Origin of the sequence: Sphingomonas jaspsi DSM 18422 (genome assembly GCF_000585415.1) — a bacterium.
Classification (GTDB): Bacteria; Pseudomonadota; Alphaproteobacteria; order Sphingomonadales; family Sphingomonadaceae; genus Sphingomicrobium; species Sphingomicrobium jaspsi.
This window is the reverse complement of record NZ_KK073876.1, coordinates 1,584,244-1,600,259: the sequence shown is the minus strand read 5'-3', so window position 1 is coordinate 1,600,259 and position 16,016 is coordinate 1,584,244. Positions and strand designations below refer to the sequence as shown.

Annotated in this window: 14 protein-coding genes; 3 read left to right on the top strand and 11 right to left on the bottom strand. The window is 63.6% G+C overall.

Going from position 1 to position 16,016, the window contains the following annotated elements:
* Positions 1-13 precede the first annotated feature (13 nt).
* The 4 genes from G570_RS08285 to G570_RS08270 all read right to left on the bottom strand — a co-directional run bounded on the left by G570_RS08285 (position 14) and on the right by G570_RS08270 (position 4,871).
* Entirely contained in the window at positions 14-2,218 is a 2,205-nt protein-coding gene (locus G570_RS08285; RefSeq protein ID WP_051504199.1) for a GumC family protein, read from the bottom strand.
* A gap of 11 nt (positions 2,219-2,229) precedes the next feature.
* Positions 2,230-2,904 (bottom strand): polysaccharide biosynthesis/export family protein, encoded by a 675-nt coding sequence (locus G570_RS08280; RefSeq protein ID WP_037501105.1) that lies wholly within the window; start codon positions 2,902-2,904, stop codon positions 2,230-2,232.
* Positions 2,905-3,010: 106 nt separating this feature from the next.
* Positions 3,011-3,766 (bottom strand): metallophosphoesterase, encoded by a 756-nt coding sequence (locus tag G570_RS08275; RefSeq protein ID WP_051504198.1) that lies wholly within the window; start codon positions 3,764-3,766, stop codon positions 3,011-3,013.
* Positions 3,756-4,871 carry a glycosyltransferase family 4 protein gene (locus G570_RS08270; protein ID WP_037504007.1) on the bottom strand — a complete coding sequence of 372 codons (1,116 nt, stop codon included), beginning with the start codon at positions 4,869-4,871 and terminating at the stop codon, positions 3,756-3,758. The genes G570_RS08275 and G570_RS08270 overlap by 11 nt, the downstream gene beginning before the upstream one ends.
* A 220-nt stretch (positions 4,872-5,091) precedes the next feature.
* On the opposite strand from G570_RS08270, the gene G570_RS08265 reads away from it, so the two are divergent.
* Positions 5,092-5,430 carry a hypothetical protein gene (locus G570_RS08265; RefSeq protein ID WP_156930401.1) on the top strand — a complete coding sequence of 113 codons (339 nt, stop codon included), beginning with the start codon at positions 5,092-5,094 and terminating at the stop codon, positions 5,428-5,430.
* 6 nt (positions 5,431-5,436) lie between these two features.
* On the opposite strand, the gene apaG is transcribed toward G570_RS08265, so the two are convergent.
* The 4 genes from apaG to G570_RS08245 all read right to left on the bottom strand — a co-directional run bounded on the left by apaG (position 5,437) and on the right by G570_RS08245 (position 10,108).
* Entirely contained in the window at positions 5,437-5,829 is a 393-nt protein-coding gene (apaG, locus tag G570_RS08260) for a Co2+/Mg2+ efflux protein ApaG (RefSeq protein WP_037504006.1), read from the bottom strand.
* A gap of 20 nt (positions 5,830-5,849) precedes the next feature.
* A complete protein-coding gene (gene recO, locus G570_RS08255; protein WP_037501100.1) occupies positions 5,850-6,587 on the bottom strand; it encodes a DNA repair protein RecO in 738 nt (245 codons plus the stop codon).
* Positions 6,588-6,590: 3 nt separating this feature from the next.
* Entirely contained in the window at positions 6,591-8,528 is a 1,938-nt protein-coding gene (gene uvrC / locus G570_RS08250; protein ID WP_037501098.1) for an excinuclease ABC subunit UvrC, read from the bottom strand.
* A gap of 95 nt (positions 8,529-8,623) precedes the next feature.
* Complete coding sequence (locus G570_RS08245; protein WP_169731743.1) at positions 8,624-10,108, bottom strand: asparagine synthase-related protein; 1,485 nt, start codon at positions 10,106-10,108, stop codon at positions 8,624-8,626.
* A gap of 144 nt (positions 10,109-10,252) precedes the next feature.
* On the opposite strand from G570_RS08245, the gene G570_RS13730 reads away from it, so the two are divergent.
* The gene (locus G570_RS13730) at positions 10,253-10,417 is read left to right on the top strand and encodes a hypothetical protein (protein WP_156930399.1); all 165 of its coding nucleotides are present in this window, start codon (positions 10,253-10,255) and stop codon (positions 10,415-10,417) included.
* A 153-nt stretch (positions 10,418-10,570) separates the two neighbouring features.
* Here G570_RS13730 and G570_RS08240 read toward each other — a convergent pair whose 3' ends face one another.
* From G570_RS08240 to G570_RS08230, 3 genes are all read right to left on the bottom strand, one after another.
* On the bottom strand, positions 10,571-11,293 hold the full coding sequence (locus G570_RS08240; RefSeq protein ID WP_037501094.1) for an aspartate/glutamate racemase family protein: 723 nt from the start codon (positions 11,291-11,293) through the stop codon (positions 10,571-10,573).
* A gap of 223 nt (positions 11,294-11,516) precedes the next feature.
* Positions 11,517-13,013, bottom strand: a complete 1,497-nt coding sequence (locus G570_RS08235; RefSeq protein ID WP_037501091.1) for an NAD(P)(+) transhydrogenase (Re/Si-specific) subunit beta — start codon at positions 13,011-13,013, stop codon at positions 11,517-11,519.
* Between the two features lie 4 nt (positions 13,014-13,017).
* Complete coding sequence (locus G570_RS08230; protein ID WP_037501090.1) at positions 13,018-13,299, bottom strand: NAD(P) transhydrogenase subunit alpha part 2; 282 nt, start codon at positions 13,297-13,299, stop codon at positions 13,018-13,020.
* A gap of 166 nt (positions 13,300-13,465) precedes the next feature.
* On the opposite strand from G570_RS08230, the gene G570_RS13215 reads away from it, so the two are divergent.
* Positions 13,466-15,760: an EAL domain-containing protein gene (locus tag G570_RS13215; RefSeq protein WP_051504193.1), complete on the top strand. Its 2,295-nt coding sequence runs from the start codon at positions 13,466-13,468 to the stop codon at positions 15,758-15,760.
* Positions 15,761-16,016: the final 256 nt, after the last annotated feature.

Here is a 16,016-nt window from a genome sequence, read left to right as displayed (position 1 = left end):
TGGGCGATCCGTTTCAGTCGCCATCGTGAGGGATCAGCTCGATCTCCGTCCGGCGCTTGTCGACGGCGCCATAGCGATTGCCATAGCCATAGCCGTAGCCCTTATACCCGTAACCCCCGGCATCTTCCGACGACTTGTTGAGCGTGGCGCCGACGATATGCGCACCGGTGGCGCCGATCTGCCGCAGCGATTCGAGCGCCGAGCGCGCGCGCGTCTTCCCGCTTTCGACCACGAACATCACTTGCCCGACGGCTGGTGCCATCAATATCGCGTCGGCAAGCCCCATCACCGGCGGCGCGTCGCACACGATGACGTCGAACTGTTCCTGCAATTCCTGCAGGATCGATGCGAAGCGGCCGGTCGACAGCAGGTCGGCCGGATTGGGCGGAATTGGCCCGGCCGGCAGCAACAGCAGATTGTCGAACTGCGTCTTGGTGACGTGCGCCGAGATATCGTCGTCATCCCCAGTCAGCAATCTGGTCAGTCCGATCTTTTCCGAAGCCGCGCGGAACGACGGCTTGCGCAGGTCGCAGTCGACCAGCAGGACCTTTGCGCCGCGCCTTGCGAAATTCTGGGCCAGGGCAAGCGACGAGGATGATTTGCCTTCACCCGACCGCGTACTGGTGACGAGCAGGCGGCGCGGCAGGCCGTCTTCGGTGCTGAAGCGCAGCGATGCTGCCACCGACGAATAGGCCTCGGAGACGCTCGACTTGGGGTTCTTGAGCTCCTCGGCGAAACTGTCCTTGCCCGGGCTCTTCGGCACGGCGCCAAGACAGGCGAGACCAAGCTTGTTGCGCACGTCCTCGCGCGTCTTGATCGTGTCGTTGAGGAATTCGAGCACCATCGCCAACCCGATCCCGCCGATCAGGCCCGCCAGCAGGCCAACGGCAAGGTTGATCATCAGGTTGGGCTTGTACGGGCCGCCGGGCGGATCGGCACGATCGACGATCGACACCGGCGACGCGCCGATGCCCCCGGCAACGCCGACTTCCTTGAATCGCTGGAGCAGCGCCTCATACAGCGCGCGGTTGGTGTCCACGTCGCGCTGCAGGATGGTGTAGCGGATGCTGCGACCGCGCAGGTCGAGCACCGAGCCCTTGAGCGCATTCACCCGCGCCTGCAGCGCACTTTCGGCCGCCTGTGCAGCGCGAAATTCCCCGAGCAGGCTGTTGTTGCGTCCCGACGACACCTGCGACGCCTCGCGGCTGATCTGGCGGCTCAACTCGTCGATGCGCGAACGCAGGCTGATCATGTCCGGGTGATCGGGCTTCAGCAGCGTCCGCTTGTCCTGATATTCCGCTTCCAGCGCAGCCTTTTGCTGGCGCATGGCCTGCGTCGCGGCATTGACGTCGGCTGTCGCGCCGACCGCCGAGCCCTGCCGGTAGGCGCCTTCGGCCGCGACCCGTCGGGCCGTCGCATCGGCGAGCGCCTTGTTCAGCGCGACGAGCGATTCACCCTGCAGCGAGTTGGTGTCACCGTTGGGCACGCCCTGCGAGGTCGAGGTAGTGATGATGCCCTGCGCTTGCGCGTAGGCGACGAGGAGTTTCTCAGACTGCTCAAGGTCGGCGCGCGCCTTGTTGATCTGCTTTTCAAGGAAGTTGCGCGCGTAGGAACTCGCTTCATACCGACGCTGCAGGGTGACGTTGATAAAGCTGTCCGCCACCTGGTTGGCGATGGCAGCGGCCATCTGGGGGGTGTCGGCGTCCATCGTGTAGCTGACGAGTTGCCCCTCCTCGGGCATCTGCACCTTCAGCCCGCCGGAAATGCGACCTGCCGCGATCTGCAGCCGTTGTTCTGGCGTGCCACCTTCCCCGACGAAATCGGGATTGCTGGCCAGCTTGAGGTCCTCGGCTGCGCGCTCGGCGATGCTCCGGCTCGAGAGAAGGCCGACCTGCGTGGCGACATAATCCCACGGTGCGGCGGTCGCGGACGATTGGGCGCGGCGCTGCTCATCCATGATCTCCACCGTCGGAGAATTCACCTCGAGCGTCACCGATGCCCGATAAACCGGCTTCGTCACCAGTGTCGCAATGATGCCGAGCAATATGCCGAGCGCAATCGCACCGGCGATCAGCCAGCGCCACGTCACCAAAATCCGGAGCAACGCTGCGAGGTCCAGACCGTCCGGCGCATCGGCACGCGGCGACGACGCCGGCCGCGAAACGACATTGCCCAGCGCCCACGGCTGGTCGTCGGTCAGGATGATGTTCTTGTTCACTAGCGCTGCGTCTAGAAGGGCTTGAAGATCGAAATTACGGGCAAGCTGTTGAGAATCTGTTTCTGGATCGACTTGATCGACGAGCCGTCGACGATGACGATGTCGCCCGGATAGACCTGCGGATCGGGCGTTTCGCCACGCCGAATGCTGGTCAGGTCAAAGGCTGCCGCCTGCCGCTTGCCGGAGATCGTGCGGAAAATCGCAACCCGCCGGTTGTTGGCATCCTGCGTGGTGCCGCCAGCCAAGGCGACGGCTTGCATCAGGCTGGTCGGTCCCATTACCGGGAAGGAGCCCGACTTGTTCACTGCCCCGTCGATCGTGACCGACCGCAGCGTCGACGATTTGAGGCTGACCGTCACGTCGGGATTTTCGAGATATTTTTCGCCCAATCGCTGCGTCAGTCGCTGATCGAGTTCCGCCATCGTCAGGTTGGACGCGTCGACATTGCCGATCAGCGGCATCGACAGCTGGCCGGTCAGGTCGACTTCGTAGTCACCCGACAGGTCCGGCATCTTGAAAACCTTGACGCTGACGGTGTCCATCGGCGCAATGCGGTATCCAGCACCGAGCGCCGTCGCCGACGGCGCGTCCGGCACGCCGAAATTCTGCACGTCATAGGGAATGGGGCCGCCACGATGGTCGGCGCATGACGACAGCAAAGATGCCCCAATGGCGAGCGACAGCATGGCTGCAGCTCGCCCATTCAACCCACAAGCCGTCATAGATTCGGTCTCTCCGCACAACGCGCGAACGCGATGATGCACGATGCGTTAAATCCGCGCTACCGCTTTGTCATTGACCGGTAGACAAAAACCACCGGCGATCGTCCTCGACCGCCAAGGCGGTGAGAACGCCGGACCGGTAAGCCCCGGTATCGATTCCGATCCGGTGCGATAGCTGTTCGACCGACGCTGAAATCGTGTGACCGTGGACTACCATGGCTTCAAGATTCTCATCATGGTCGAGAAATTCGCGGCGTATCCACCTGAGATCGATTTGCTTTTGCTCTTCAATCGCGACCCCGGGACGGATCCCGGCATGGACGAACAGGTAATCGCCGAAGCGCAACGTGTCGGCGAAACTCTCGATGAATGCGGAATGCGCGTCCGGAATCGCGCGGCGGATAATTTCAAGCGCCTGACGTTCAGGCAAGCGTCCCACGAGAGAAGCATCGACGCCGTAGCTGCCCAGGCATTCGGCGCCACCGAATAGCAGCCAGTCCTGCACCAGCCCCCGCTCACCCGCCAGGATACGCAGCAACACCTCTTCATGGTTGCCCATCAGGCAGATGCGCCGGTAGCGGCTTTCGTCCATTGTGCGAAGCCGCTCCACCACGCCGCGGCTGTCGGGTCCGCGATCGATCAGGTCGCCCAGCATCACCAGCGCGACCCGGTCCGCCGGACGCTCGGCCAGGTCGGCGTCGATCTTGCCGAGCAACCGGTCGAGAAGGTCCAGACGTCCGTGCACATCGCCAACCGCATAGGCGCGCCAGCCGCTGGGGGCACGAGGAAGCAAGAGCGTCATCGGGTCGCGCCGGTCATAGCCCATGCTCGTGCAACAGGTCGAGGTAGCGACCGGCCACGATGGCCGCATCGAAGTCCCGCTCGACCAGCGCCCTGGCCTCGCGGCCCATCTGCACGCGCTGGTCCACGGAAAGGCTGGCCATCGACGCCATCGCGCTGGCCAATGACGTCGCGTCGCGGGCACTGCAGAGGAGCCCGGTTCGGCCCGCCACCACCAGATCGCGGCATCCCGGCACATCGGTTGCAACCATCGCGCGCCCCATCGCTGCCGCCTCCAGCAGGGCGCGCGGCATTCCTTCGCGGTAGGACGGCAGGACGACCACGTCCGCGTCGGCAATGAAGGGGCGCACGTCGGACTGGCTTCCGACCCATCCCAGCAGCCCTTCCGCCTGCCAGCGCTGTATCAGCCCGCGATCGGCCGACGACGGATTGCCCTCGTCGACCTCTCCGACCAGCGTGAGATGGAAGTCGACCCCTTGCGCCCGGAGGATCTTCGCCGCCTCGGCAAGCTCGAAGATTCCCTTGTCCGCCAGCATGCGGCCGATGAACAGGAAGCGGACCTGGCTTTTCCCCGGCTGCGGTCGAACGTCGAAATGGACAAGGTCGATGCCCGAGCCGGGGACAACATGCTCCTGCCCGTCGCGGACGATCCGCCTCGCCCTGAACAGGTCGCGATCGTCCGCGTTCTGGAACACGACGGCAGGGCAGTGCCGAAAGGCGTGACGGTAGAGGCCGAGCTGGACCTGTTGCAGCGCGCCACCCTTCAGGAAGGCAGTCCCCAACCCGCTGATCGTTGGAACGAATGGAATCCCGGTCGATCGTGCGGCCATTGCGCCATAAATGTTCGCTTTCGGCGTGAACCCCAGCACCAGTTGAGGTCGAACGGAAGCAAGGAGCGATCGATAAGCCCTGACGGTCGACCAGTCTTTCAGGACGTTGGTGCCTGCGCGGTCCATGCGAATGTCGATCCGCTCGACCTGCCCGTCGATGCGAGATTCATCTTCCGGCGCGATCAGCACGACGCGGTAACCGGCAGACTGTAACGCGCGGATCAGCAGGGCGCGGAAATGCGCCAAATTCCGCATCGAATTGGCGGTAAGGGCGATGGCAGAAGGGGGACGCGCGGACACGCTTTGTGAATGCGGGTCAACGACCGCCAATTCAACTCAAAACCCACGGCATTAACCACGGCGGTTCAATTTATCGCAAAACCTTGCGCCTAAGGTTGCGCGAACAGTGTATTTCGATCACTGTCGGCGAAACGAAACGGGAGTTTGCGTGCGTAAGCGTGGGTTGATCGCTTCGGCAGTGGTAACAGCCGGCCTGCTTTGCAGTGCAATGGCGCATGCCATGACTATCGCTCCGGCACCGGCAGTCGCTGCGGGCGACGCGGCGATTTCGTCCTGGACGGCGCTCGCGGCCTACTCGACCGACGTCGTCGACCCCGATCGGCTTTGCTATTGGGATTACCAGGACAAGGACTGGATTCCGGCCGACAGCCAGCAGAGCATCGAACTGCGCAAGACGGACCCGCGTCCGGTCTTCCGTGAACCTAACCTGCGGCTCGGCCGCTGCGGCGGCGAACCTCCGGCGGCCGCATTGGCAGGGCTTGGGGCGGTCTTTGGCGCCTTCGTCTACATTGCGACCAAGGACGAACGGGGCAAGTTCGAGCCTGCCAGCCCGAGTTGATCGTCGCTAAATTCGAGGACCGATGAGGTCGAACCGCGGGATTGCGACCTCGATCGAACGCCCGGATGGATCGACCATCATGTAGCTGCCGCTCATTTCCCCGCGATCGGTGTCGAGCGGGCAGCCCGACACATAGTCGTAGCTGTCGCCCGGGCCAACGACCGGCATTTCGCCGACGACGCCCTGCCCGCGCACCTCATGCACATTTCCGTGACCATCGACGATGCGCCAGTACCGCGCCAGCAGCTGCACCGCCTCGCTACGCTCATTCTCGATGCGGATATGGTAGGACCAGAACCACCTGTTCTGCGATGGCGCGGACTGGTCGGCGAGGTAGCTGACCGCGACCCGAACCACGACATCATCCGTGCGCGCTTCGTGCGGGAACAGCAGGGACATTGTGTCGACCATGGTTAAGGCTAGGCGAGGCCGGCTGCCTTATGCAAGCGGCTGACCAATCGCGCGCGGCTGTCGGCGACCAAGGACAGGCGATCGTGAAGCACGTCCCGCGCCAGGAAATGACCAGTAAGGGCCAAGCCGTCCGCAATGTCGCGCCACGACGCGTTTCCCCCAGAGGCCAAAAACTCGGGCAACGGCAACAACTTGCCGGCATATGGCGCGGCTTGCGCGCGGGAGATGGCGCGACCGGAGCGCGGACTGACCGCGACAAGATCGTCGTCCGAACCACTCACCGCGCATTGCGACAGATCCAGCCCGAACCCCAGTTCCGCCAGCAGCAGCAGTTCGAACCGCACCAACGCGGCGCCCCATCCGCTGGCCGCCGGCGCCGATTCGATGGCTGTCAGCAGGCCGTCGAGGGCAAGATATAGTCGCGGATAGGGTTGCCCTTCCGGTAGCACTGCCGCCGAGAGCGCGGTGGCCCAGTCGATCGCCGCTGCCGGCAATGCCTCGCCAAGCATGGCAGCCCGGCTATGCGCCAGCTCGACCGTCGCTTGGGGCAATTGCCCTTCGGTCCGCGCGGAAAGGCCGAGTTGGACGCTGTTGCCGGGCACCAAGACAGGACGCAGCGTCCGTCCCCTCGCTCCCCTCACATAGCCAGGCTGCAAACCGTGATCCGGAGTCAGGAACCGCACGACCGCGCCATGTTCGCCGTGCGGGCGATTGGCGAGGACGATGGCGGGCGTGTCGATCCGCATCGCCTAACCGCGCGGATGGAAATAATCGTAGATTTGCCGGGCCATCGACTTGCTGATGCCCGGCGCCCGTTCCAGGTCCTCGAGCGCCGCACCCTTGACCGCGCGCGCGGTTCCGAAATGCATCAGCAATGCGCGTTTGCGGTTGGGACCGATCCCCGGCACCTCGTCGAGGCTCGACGTGGTGAGGCTCTTCGCACGCTTCTGCCTATGGGTGCCGATGGCGAAGCGATGCGCCTCGTCGCGCAGGCGTTGGACGTAGAACAGCAGGGGAGAATTGACAGGCAGCGTAACCTCGCGACCGCCTGGAAGGTGAAACACCTCCCTGCCCTCGCGCCCATGATGCGGCCCCTTGGCAACGCCGATTACCGGGACGTCGCTGACCCCCTGCTCTTCCATGATCTCCAGCACGGCATTGAGCTGGCCCTTGCCACCGTCGATCAGGATGAGGTCGGGCCATTCGCCCTGGTTGCGGTCAGGGTCTTCCTTTTCGAGCCGAGCGAAGCGGCGCTCCAACACCTCGCGCATCATCCCGAAATCGTCGTCGGTCCGCGCCTTCTTGATGTTGAATTTGCGATAGCTGTTCTTGCGAAAGCCTTCCGGGCCCGCGACCACCATCGCCCCGGTCGCATTGGTGCCCATGATGTGGCTGTTGTCGTAAATCTCGATACGGCTCGGCGGCTCGGGCAGTTCGAACGTGTCGGCCAGTTCGCGCAGCAGCTTAACCTGCGTCGTCGACTCCGCCATCCGTCGGTCCAGCGCCTCCTCGGCGTTTCGCCTTGCCTGCTCGATCAGCTTTCGCCGGTCGCCGCGTTGCGGACGGCTGATCTCGACCTTGCGCTCGGCCCGTTCCGACAGCGCTTCGGCGACCAGTTCCGCCTCGGCGAGGTCGCGGTCGAGCAGGATGCGTTTCGGCGGCGGCACCTCCTCATAGAATTGCATCAGGAAGTCGGTCAGCACCTCATCTTCCGGCACGTCGGCGGTGTGCGCAGGAAAGAAGCTGCGATGACCCCAATTCTGCCCGCCGCGAATGAAGAAGGCCTGGATGCACATTTGCCCGGCCTTGCTGGCCAGCGCGAAGATGTCGCCGTCGCCAAGCCCTTCGGCGTGGACGGTCTGCGATCCCTGCACATAGGTCAGTGCCCGCAGACGGTCGCGGTAGACGGCGGCCAGCTCGAAATCCTGCTTCTCGGCGGCTTCGGCCATCTGCTTGCCGAGCCTTGCCTGCACACCCGTCGACTTGCCCGCCAGGAACAGCTTCGCGTCCTCAACCAGCTCGTCATAGTCCTGGCGGTCGATGCGCCCCACGCATGGCGCCGAGCAGCGGCGGATCTGGTACAACAGGCACGGCCGCTTGCGGTTGGCGAAAAAGCTGTCCGAACAACTGCGAAGCAGGAATAGCTTCTGCAGGGCATTAAGTGTCGAGGTGACACTTCCGGCGCTGGCAAAGGGGCCGAAATATTGCCCCTTGGTCCGCCGCGCGCCGCGGTGCTTGCGCACCTGCGGGAAGGGATGGTCTTCGCGCAGCAGGATGAATGGAAAGCTTTTGTCGTCGCGCAGAAGGACGTTGTACGGAGGCCGGAAGCGCTTGATCAGCTGCGCTTCGAGCAGCAGCGCCTCGGCCTCGGTCCGCGTCGTGACGATGGTCATGCCGCGGGTCTGCGAAACCATCCGCTGCAGCCGTTTGGGCAGCTTCGCCACCTGCGTATAATTGGTGACCCGGTTTTTCAGCACCCGCGCCTTGCCGACGTAGAGCACGTCGCCCTTGGCATCCTGCATCCGATAGACGCCCGGCCGCGACGGCAACGTCTTGACCACGTTGCGGATCGCCTTGACCCCGGCTTCCAGATCGGGCGCTTCCGACCCGCGCACGGCATAGGTCGCCTTCTCTTCGAGAAAGCGGTCGGTCGATCCGGGAAGGTCTGGGCGGTCTGCCTTGCTCACCGTGCTGGAGATAGGGACAGTGGCGCCCGCGCGCCAGTGTCGACACTGCCTGAAATAGCTGAAGGAACAGCCTATCGAAACTCTGTGGCGCGGCGTCAGTCGGTCCGAGTGTACAGGAAGCTGGCCATCGACACCGCCGGCAACACACCCCAGACCATCTTTTCGTAGATCGGCCCGCCTAACGTCCGACGGCTCGGCCAATGGTCGAGCGCGCCGAGCAGTGCATCGCAGTCGACGAGCGAACGGACCAGCGGCGATGCCGAGTAACGGCGGATGCCCTTGCACAGTTGCGAAGGCACAAAGCTGTAATGCCAGTCGACGTTCTGACGGCCGCGCGCGGGCGGGCGCAGGACGGACGGTGGTAGCAAGTCGCCGAACGCTGCGTCGAACAGGCGACGCCGGTCCGACGGCCCGGCAAGCGCGCTGGCCGGCAGCGCGTTAACGAAGTCTACGATCCGGCGATCACGGGTGGGATCCGTCATGACCAATGGGCGGTCAATGGAGACGACGTCATTAGAACCGATCGAAACTCGCAAGCCCGACCGAAGCCATTGCCGATAGCTGGCAGGACGGTCCGGCCTCCGTTCGAACGCGGCTCGCCTTGCCTCGAACAGGTCGCCTCGCAGAAACGGGTCGATCGGGCTCGCGCCGCTCTTGCCCTCCCTCAGGTGCCGCCGAAGCAGACCGCTGACCAAGCCACGAGCGCCCTTTGGTGCCGCAGCCAAACTGTTGAAAGCATTCTTCACCCACGGCCAAGCCCCCTCTTCGCGCCGGACATCGTCGAGATAGACCGGCCCACCCGCGCTTAGGGCGTAATTGCCGAAATCGCCGCTGAGCAGCAGTCGGTTGCCGTTCGCGACGCAATCGTCCCACAGCGCTTCGCACCAGCCGACCGCCAGCGGCTGGACGATCGGGACCGCTACGGCACGGTGTATATCGTCGAGCCGCCCGCAAAGGTCGATCTGGCGGGGGCGAACGACATGGTGATCGATGTTGGTCCAGCGCCGCGCGGTTTCCGCCGCGATCGGCGCTTCGTCGAGCACATGGCCGCGGGCGCTTTCCGCGCCTGGAAACGCCGCGGCCGTCCATGCATCCAGGCGCTCGCCGCGCCGTTCCAGTATATGGGACGCAATGGCGGTCACAGCACCGCTATCGCGTCCACCGCTCAGCAGGCTGGCGGGTCGCTCCGTCGCCACGTTTAGCCGTTCGGTGACGACGGCTTCGAGCAGGTCGCGCAAATGGTTGCCCGCCGTCCGCACATCGGTGCGCATGCAGTCGGAGCGGGCAGGGTCCCAGAAACGATGAACCTCCTGCCCATTGGCCGAAAAGCGAACCAGCGTGCCCGGATGAATCGGAAAAACACCGGGGTAGAAACCGCGCTGCTCGTCGAAAAACGCAGCCATGCCGAGCGCCTTGCCCAGCATCGCGACATCCGGCTTTTCGTCCGGATCGATCAAGTCCTTGAGATCCGTCGCGAAGCGAACGGTACCGTCGGCATCAACCCGAACGTGCAATTCCAGCTCGGAAAGCGGCGCCAAACCGAGCGTCAGCGTGTCAGCCTCGCCATCGACGACGGCCAAGGCAAAGTCCCCCGGCCCGTCCCACGCGCCTAACGCCCAACCCTTCAGTAACCCGCCGACATCGGGCATGGGCTGATCGGCCCGCCAGTCGATTGCATAGGCGACCGCGCCATCGGAGCGACAGGCCGTGCGGAAAAGCGGTCTATGTTCCCGCCCGATAACTTTGTGGCGAAAGGCTTTTCCTGCGGCGCCGGCATCGCGCGGCTCAGCCGCGAAAAGGCCGCTGAAACTCAAGGTTATGCCCGCAAGCGGTTAGCTGAATTGGCCGCCTGCGCCGGGTTTGCCGAATTTGGCGTCAGGATTTCCTGAGCTCCGTTGCGCTTCCGCCGAGCCAGCCACGATTTTGCGAACCTCAGGCTTCTTCCACTGCTTACGCGTCGCCATCGACTGCCCTACCCCTTTTTCAATCTTGGCCACAGCATAGCGTCTTTATGCGCCACGCCAAGGACGAGTTGAGCCGGGTCAGGCCGCAGCCAAAACCTGCGTTTCTTCGGCATCGCCAAGCATCCATTCTACGGCAGCCGCCGCATGGATGGCGGTCGTATCGTAGACCGGCAGGACATTGGCCCTGACGTCGACCGCCAGCACCAACTCGGTGCAGCCAAGGACGATCGCCTGCACCTTCTGCTTGGCCAATTCGGTGATCAGCGTCTTCAGCTTACGCTGGCTGTCGCGGACCACGCGGCCGGCGGCCAGTTCCTCGTAGATGATGCGGTCGACCTCGTCGCGCCACACCGGCTGCAGTTCCTGGATGGCGATGCCATTGCGCTCGTATGGCTCGCGCGCGAACGGCTCGGTCATGGTGAAGCGCGTGCCGAGCAGGGCGATGCGGGTGCGGCGATCGGCGATCAATCGCGCGGCGGTGGCTTCGCGAATGTCGAGCAGCGGCAGGCCGGTCGCTTCGATCACATCGGGCGCGGCCTTGTGCATGGTGTTGCTGGCCAGCAGGATGCCTTCGGCCCCCGCCGCGGCCAGCCGCCTGGTGCCGTCGACGATCATGGCATTGCCGCCGGCAAGATCCTCGACCTGATGGAAGGCGGCATATTCGGCGAAGTCGAGGCTTTCGATGATCATCCTTGCGCTGTGCAGCCCGCCCAGGCGGCGCGCGACGGCACGGTTGATATGGTCGTAATAAAGGGCGCTGCTGCTCCAAGTCGCGCCGCCCAACATCCCCAACTTCTTCAATTGTCCCTCCCCGGACGACTGCCCGGCTGCCCGGTTTTACGCATGGATCGAATGACCCCCTGCCCCAAGGGATAAGCGCAAAAGCGCATTAACTGAAGGGTTTAACGAACCATGCTGCGACAAAATTCGTCGCTCGGGCGGCTCGCTTCGCCGATGCGGACCGGCAATTTGCGGTCAAGCGGTTAACCGAGCGACTTCACAAGATCGAAAAATCTCTCGGCACCTAACCGAGCGATTTTACGATCTCTTCGACCATCTTTTTCGCGTCGGCGAGCAGCATCATGGTGTTGTCGCGGTAGAAGAGTTCATTGTCGACACCCGCGTAACCCGCGCCACCCATCGATCGCTTGATGAACAGCACGGTCCGTGCCTTTTCGACGTCGAGCACCGGCATGCCGTAGATCGGTGAGCTCTTGTCGGTCTTGGCGGCCGGATTCGTGACGTCGTTGGCGCCGATGACGAAGGCGACGTCGGCCTGGGCGAACTCGCTGTTGATGTCTTCCAGCTCGAACACCTCGTCATAAGGCACGTTCGCTTCGGCCAGCAGCACGTTCATATGACCGGGCATCCGGCCCGCCACCGGGTGGATGGCGAACTTGACCTCCACCCCTTCCTTTTTGAGCAGATCCGCCATTTCGCGCAACGTGTGCTGCGCCTGGGCAACCGCCATGCCGTAACCGGGGACGATGATGACCTTGTCGGCCTGTTTCATCAGGAAGGCCGCGTCCTCGGCGCTGCCGCGCTTGTAGGGCCGGTCGATCTGCGCCGCTGCACCGCCCGCCGCGACGGCATCGCCGCCGAAGCCGCCGGCGATCACGCTGATGAAGCTGCGGTTCATGGCGCGGCACATGATGTAGCTGAGGATCGCGCCCGACGAGCCGACCAGCGCGCCGGTGATGATCATCGCGGTGTTGTGCAGCGTGAAGCCCATCGCCGCCGCTGCCCAGCCCGAATAGCTGTTGAGCATGCTGACCACCACCGGCATGTCCGCCCCGCCGATCGGGATGATAAGCAGAAAGCCGATGAGGAAGCTGAGCGCGGTCACGGTCCAGAAGATCCAAGGACTCTGGTCCATCGTGAAATAGGCGATGAGGCCAAGGATAGCCGCCAGCGTGCCCAAGTTGATGACATGGCGAAGCGGCAGCAGGATCGGCTTGCCGCTCATGTTGCCGTTGAGCTTCAAGAAGGCGATGACCGAGCCGGAAAACGTGATCGCGCCGATCGCGACGCCGAGGCCCATTTCGACCCGGCTAACGGTGAGAATCCCCTCCGGCCCGAGGATACCGAACGCGCCGGGATTGAGGAACGCCGCCGCGCCCACCAGCACCGCCGCAAGCCCAACGAGGCTGTGGAAGGCGGCGACCAGTTGCGGCATCGCCGTCATCTGGATGCGCCGCGCGGTGACGAGGCCGATGCCGCCACCGATGACGATGGCGGCGAAAATCTCAATTGCCGTTGTCACGTTCGGGACGAAGTTGAATGTTTCATTCGTGCCGGGTGTGATTCCGGGAAGCGCCGGCCCCACTGAGGAGTAGAGATTACCCGGAAAGTGCGTCCAAAGGGTCGTTCCCACCGCGATCGCCATCCCGGCCATGCCGAGCTTGTTGCCGCGCTGGCTGGTGGCCGGGCTCGACAGGCCGCGCAGCGCAAGGATGAAGCAGATGCCCGAAATCAGGTAGGCGATGAGAACCCAGGCGGGGACCGAAGCGGCGTGTTCCATGCGCTTAGCGATCCTTCTTCTTGTACATCGCCAGCATGCGCTGGGTGACCGCGAAACCGCCGAAGATGTTCACGCTCGCCAGTGCCACCGCGACCAGGCCGAGCCACTTCGACCCCGCACTGCCGCTCGCCGCCGCGGCGATTAGCGCGCCGACGATGATGACCGAGGAAATGGCATTGGTAACCGCCATCAGCGGGGTGTGAAGCGCCGGCGTAACCGACCAGACCACATAATAGCCGACGAAACAGGCCAGCACGAAAATCGACAGGATCGAGATGAAGTCCACGACCGCCCTCCCCGCTTTGTTGGGACGGTTGTGGCAAGCGACGGACGGCTTGTCGAGGGGCGCGTTCGGCCTGTGCCAGCTCCGTCGTTAACTGCAACGGGGTTTCCGATTTGATAACCTTTTCGTGCGCATAAGGTGCGCGCTAGCAACTGGGATTGACGCGCACATGCCCTTTAAAAAGGCAGCCACGACCGACACGGAAGGAAAATTTCCCTTCAAGCTGCTCGCTTGGGCGATCGGCCTGTCGCTGCTGTTCGGGTTGATCGGCGCCGGCGAATATCCCGAAGACCGGCTCCGCTCGGTCCGCAATCATGTCAATGAACGACCCGTAAGCGGGGACATCGTCCTCGTTGCGCTCGACGAAAAGTCCAGCCAGGCGATCGGCCGCTGGCCCTGGCCCCGCTCGCGCTATGCGCAACTGGTCGAGAAGATCGGGCAAGCGAAGCCCAAGATGCAGCTTCACGACGTCGTCTTCGCCGAAGCCAGCGAGCCGAAGGAAGACCAGGCGCTGGCCGCAGCGCTGCAGAACAACGACCATGTCGTCCTCGCCGCGCTGGCCAAGGAAGGCGCGTTCGAGCTGGTCGGCGAAGGCACTCAGTCGATGCCGATGTTCTATCGCCACGCGCAGATGGGCTCGATCGCGGTGGTCTATAATTACGCCAACGAAGTGTGGCAGATCGAACGCGGACTGCCGGTGAACGGACGACAGATCCCGTCCTTCGCCTCGATCATGGCGGGCCAGGGCGACAATACCCGCGGAAGCTTCCGCGTCGACTACGCGTTCGACCTCAAAACCGTCCCGAAGGTCAGCGCGTCGGACGTCATCGAAGGCAAGATCGATCCGTCGCGCCTTGCCGGGAAAATCGTCATCGTCGGGTCTGACGCGTGGCGGCAATACGACCAGTTCATGATCCCCGGACAGGGCAAGTTCGGCGGCGTCTACGTCCACATCATCGCGGCCGAAACGCTGATGAAGGGTCAGCAGCATGACCTGGGCTGGATCCCTTCCCTGCTGGTGGCAATTGCGGCCGTCCTGCTTTGCTTCCTGTGGCAGCGGGCCAATCGGCCGCTCATCCTGTCCGCTACCGCCGCGCTGTTGCTGCTCGGCCCGATCGCCCTCGAAGCGAACGGCCTGTTCGTCGACATTACCCCCGGCCTTTTCCTCGTCTGCGTCATCAGCGGGGTTCTGGGCTGGCGTCACTCCAAGCAGCGCGGGCTGGTCAATCCGGTCAGCGGGCTTCCCAACCTCAACGCCTTCAAGCGGGCACGTGACGAGCGCGACCGGCCGATCATCGCCGCCCGCGTGCTCAACTTTGCCCAGGTGACCTCGACCATGTCCGCGTCAGCGGAGCGCGATTTCGTCGAGCAGATCGTGAAGCGCCTCGGCGTCGGATCGCAGGTGACCCGCGTCTATCAGGGCGACGACGGCATTTTCGGCTGGACGATCGACCAGGGCACGTCGATCGGCCATCATGTCGAAGCGTTGCACGCATTGTTCCGCAGCCCAGCCCGGGTCCAGGGCGACCGCTACGACATCGCGATCACGTTCGGCGTCGAAGTCGGCAGTGGCCGATCGATGGCGAACCGCTTCGGCTCTGCCCTTGTCGCCGCCGACGAAGCCGCGAGCGAAGGCCTCAAGTGGAAGTATCACGACCCGGAACGTTTACGCGACGCCGGCTGGCGGCTGTCGCTGCTGGCCCAGCTCGACGATGCGATCGACAATGGCGAAGTTTGGGTCGCCTATCAGCCCCAGCTCGATCTTCCCACCGGCACTGTCCGGGGTGCCGAGGCACTGGCGCGCTGGACCCACCCTGAAAAGGGGCCGATCAGCCCGAGCGAGTTCGTCGCCGCTGCCGAACATCACGACCGCATTGAGAAGCTGACCTTCTTCGTGCTCGACGCCGCCGTCGCCGCGGCTAGCAAGGTCAACCAGCGACACGGCGAATTCGACATGGCCGTCAACCTGTCGGCCCGCCTGCTTCACGACAAACGTCTGCCGATGAAGGTCAAGGCAGTCCTCGAGCGCTATCGGCTCGATCCGGCACGGCTGACGCTGGAACTGACCGAGACCGCCGCCATGACCGAAAGCGGCGCCGACATCGACTGCCTGGTCCGCCTGCGCGACATCGGTGTCCGAATTTCGATCGACGATTACGGGACCGGTCTGTCGACGCTGGAATATCTGAAGAAAATTCCGGCGACCGAAATCAAGATCGACCAGAGCTTCGTCAAATCGATGCGCGACAATCGCAGCGACATGGTGATGGTGCAGTCGACGATCGCCCTTGCCCATTCGCTCGGGCGAACCGTGGTTGCCGAAGGGGTGGAAACGCACGAGGCGATGGACCTGCTGGTCGCGATGAATTGCGACGTCGCCCAAGGCTTCATTATTGGCCGTCCCACCAGTCTTGAAGGCCTGATCAAGCGTATCGGCACAAATAGGAGTCGCGTCGTGGCGTAAATAGTTAACGAGTTGCTAACCATTTCGATTAAGGTTAATGTCCCCTCAGCGGCACGTCTTGCCGTGCTTTGACAGGGGACGACCATGAAGACGAAAAAGACCCAGTCGAAAACCGGTCTCTGGACCTGGCTCTTCGGCGGTGGCTGGGACGGCGCTGGCAGTCGCGGCTAAGCATTAAAGCCGGGCCGCTCCCGGCTTTTAATGTTTGAAATCAATACGATCTGCGGCTCGGCGCAGGTCGTAGTTGGTTGTTTAT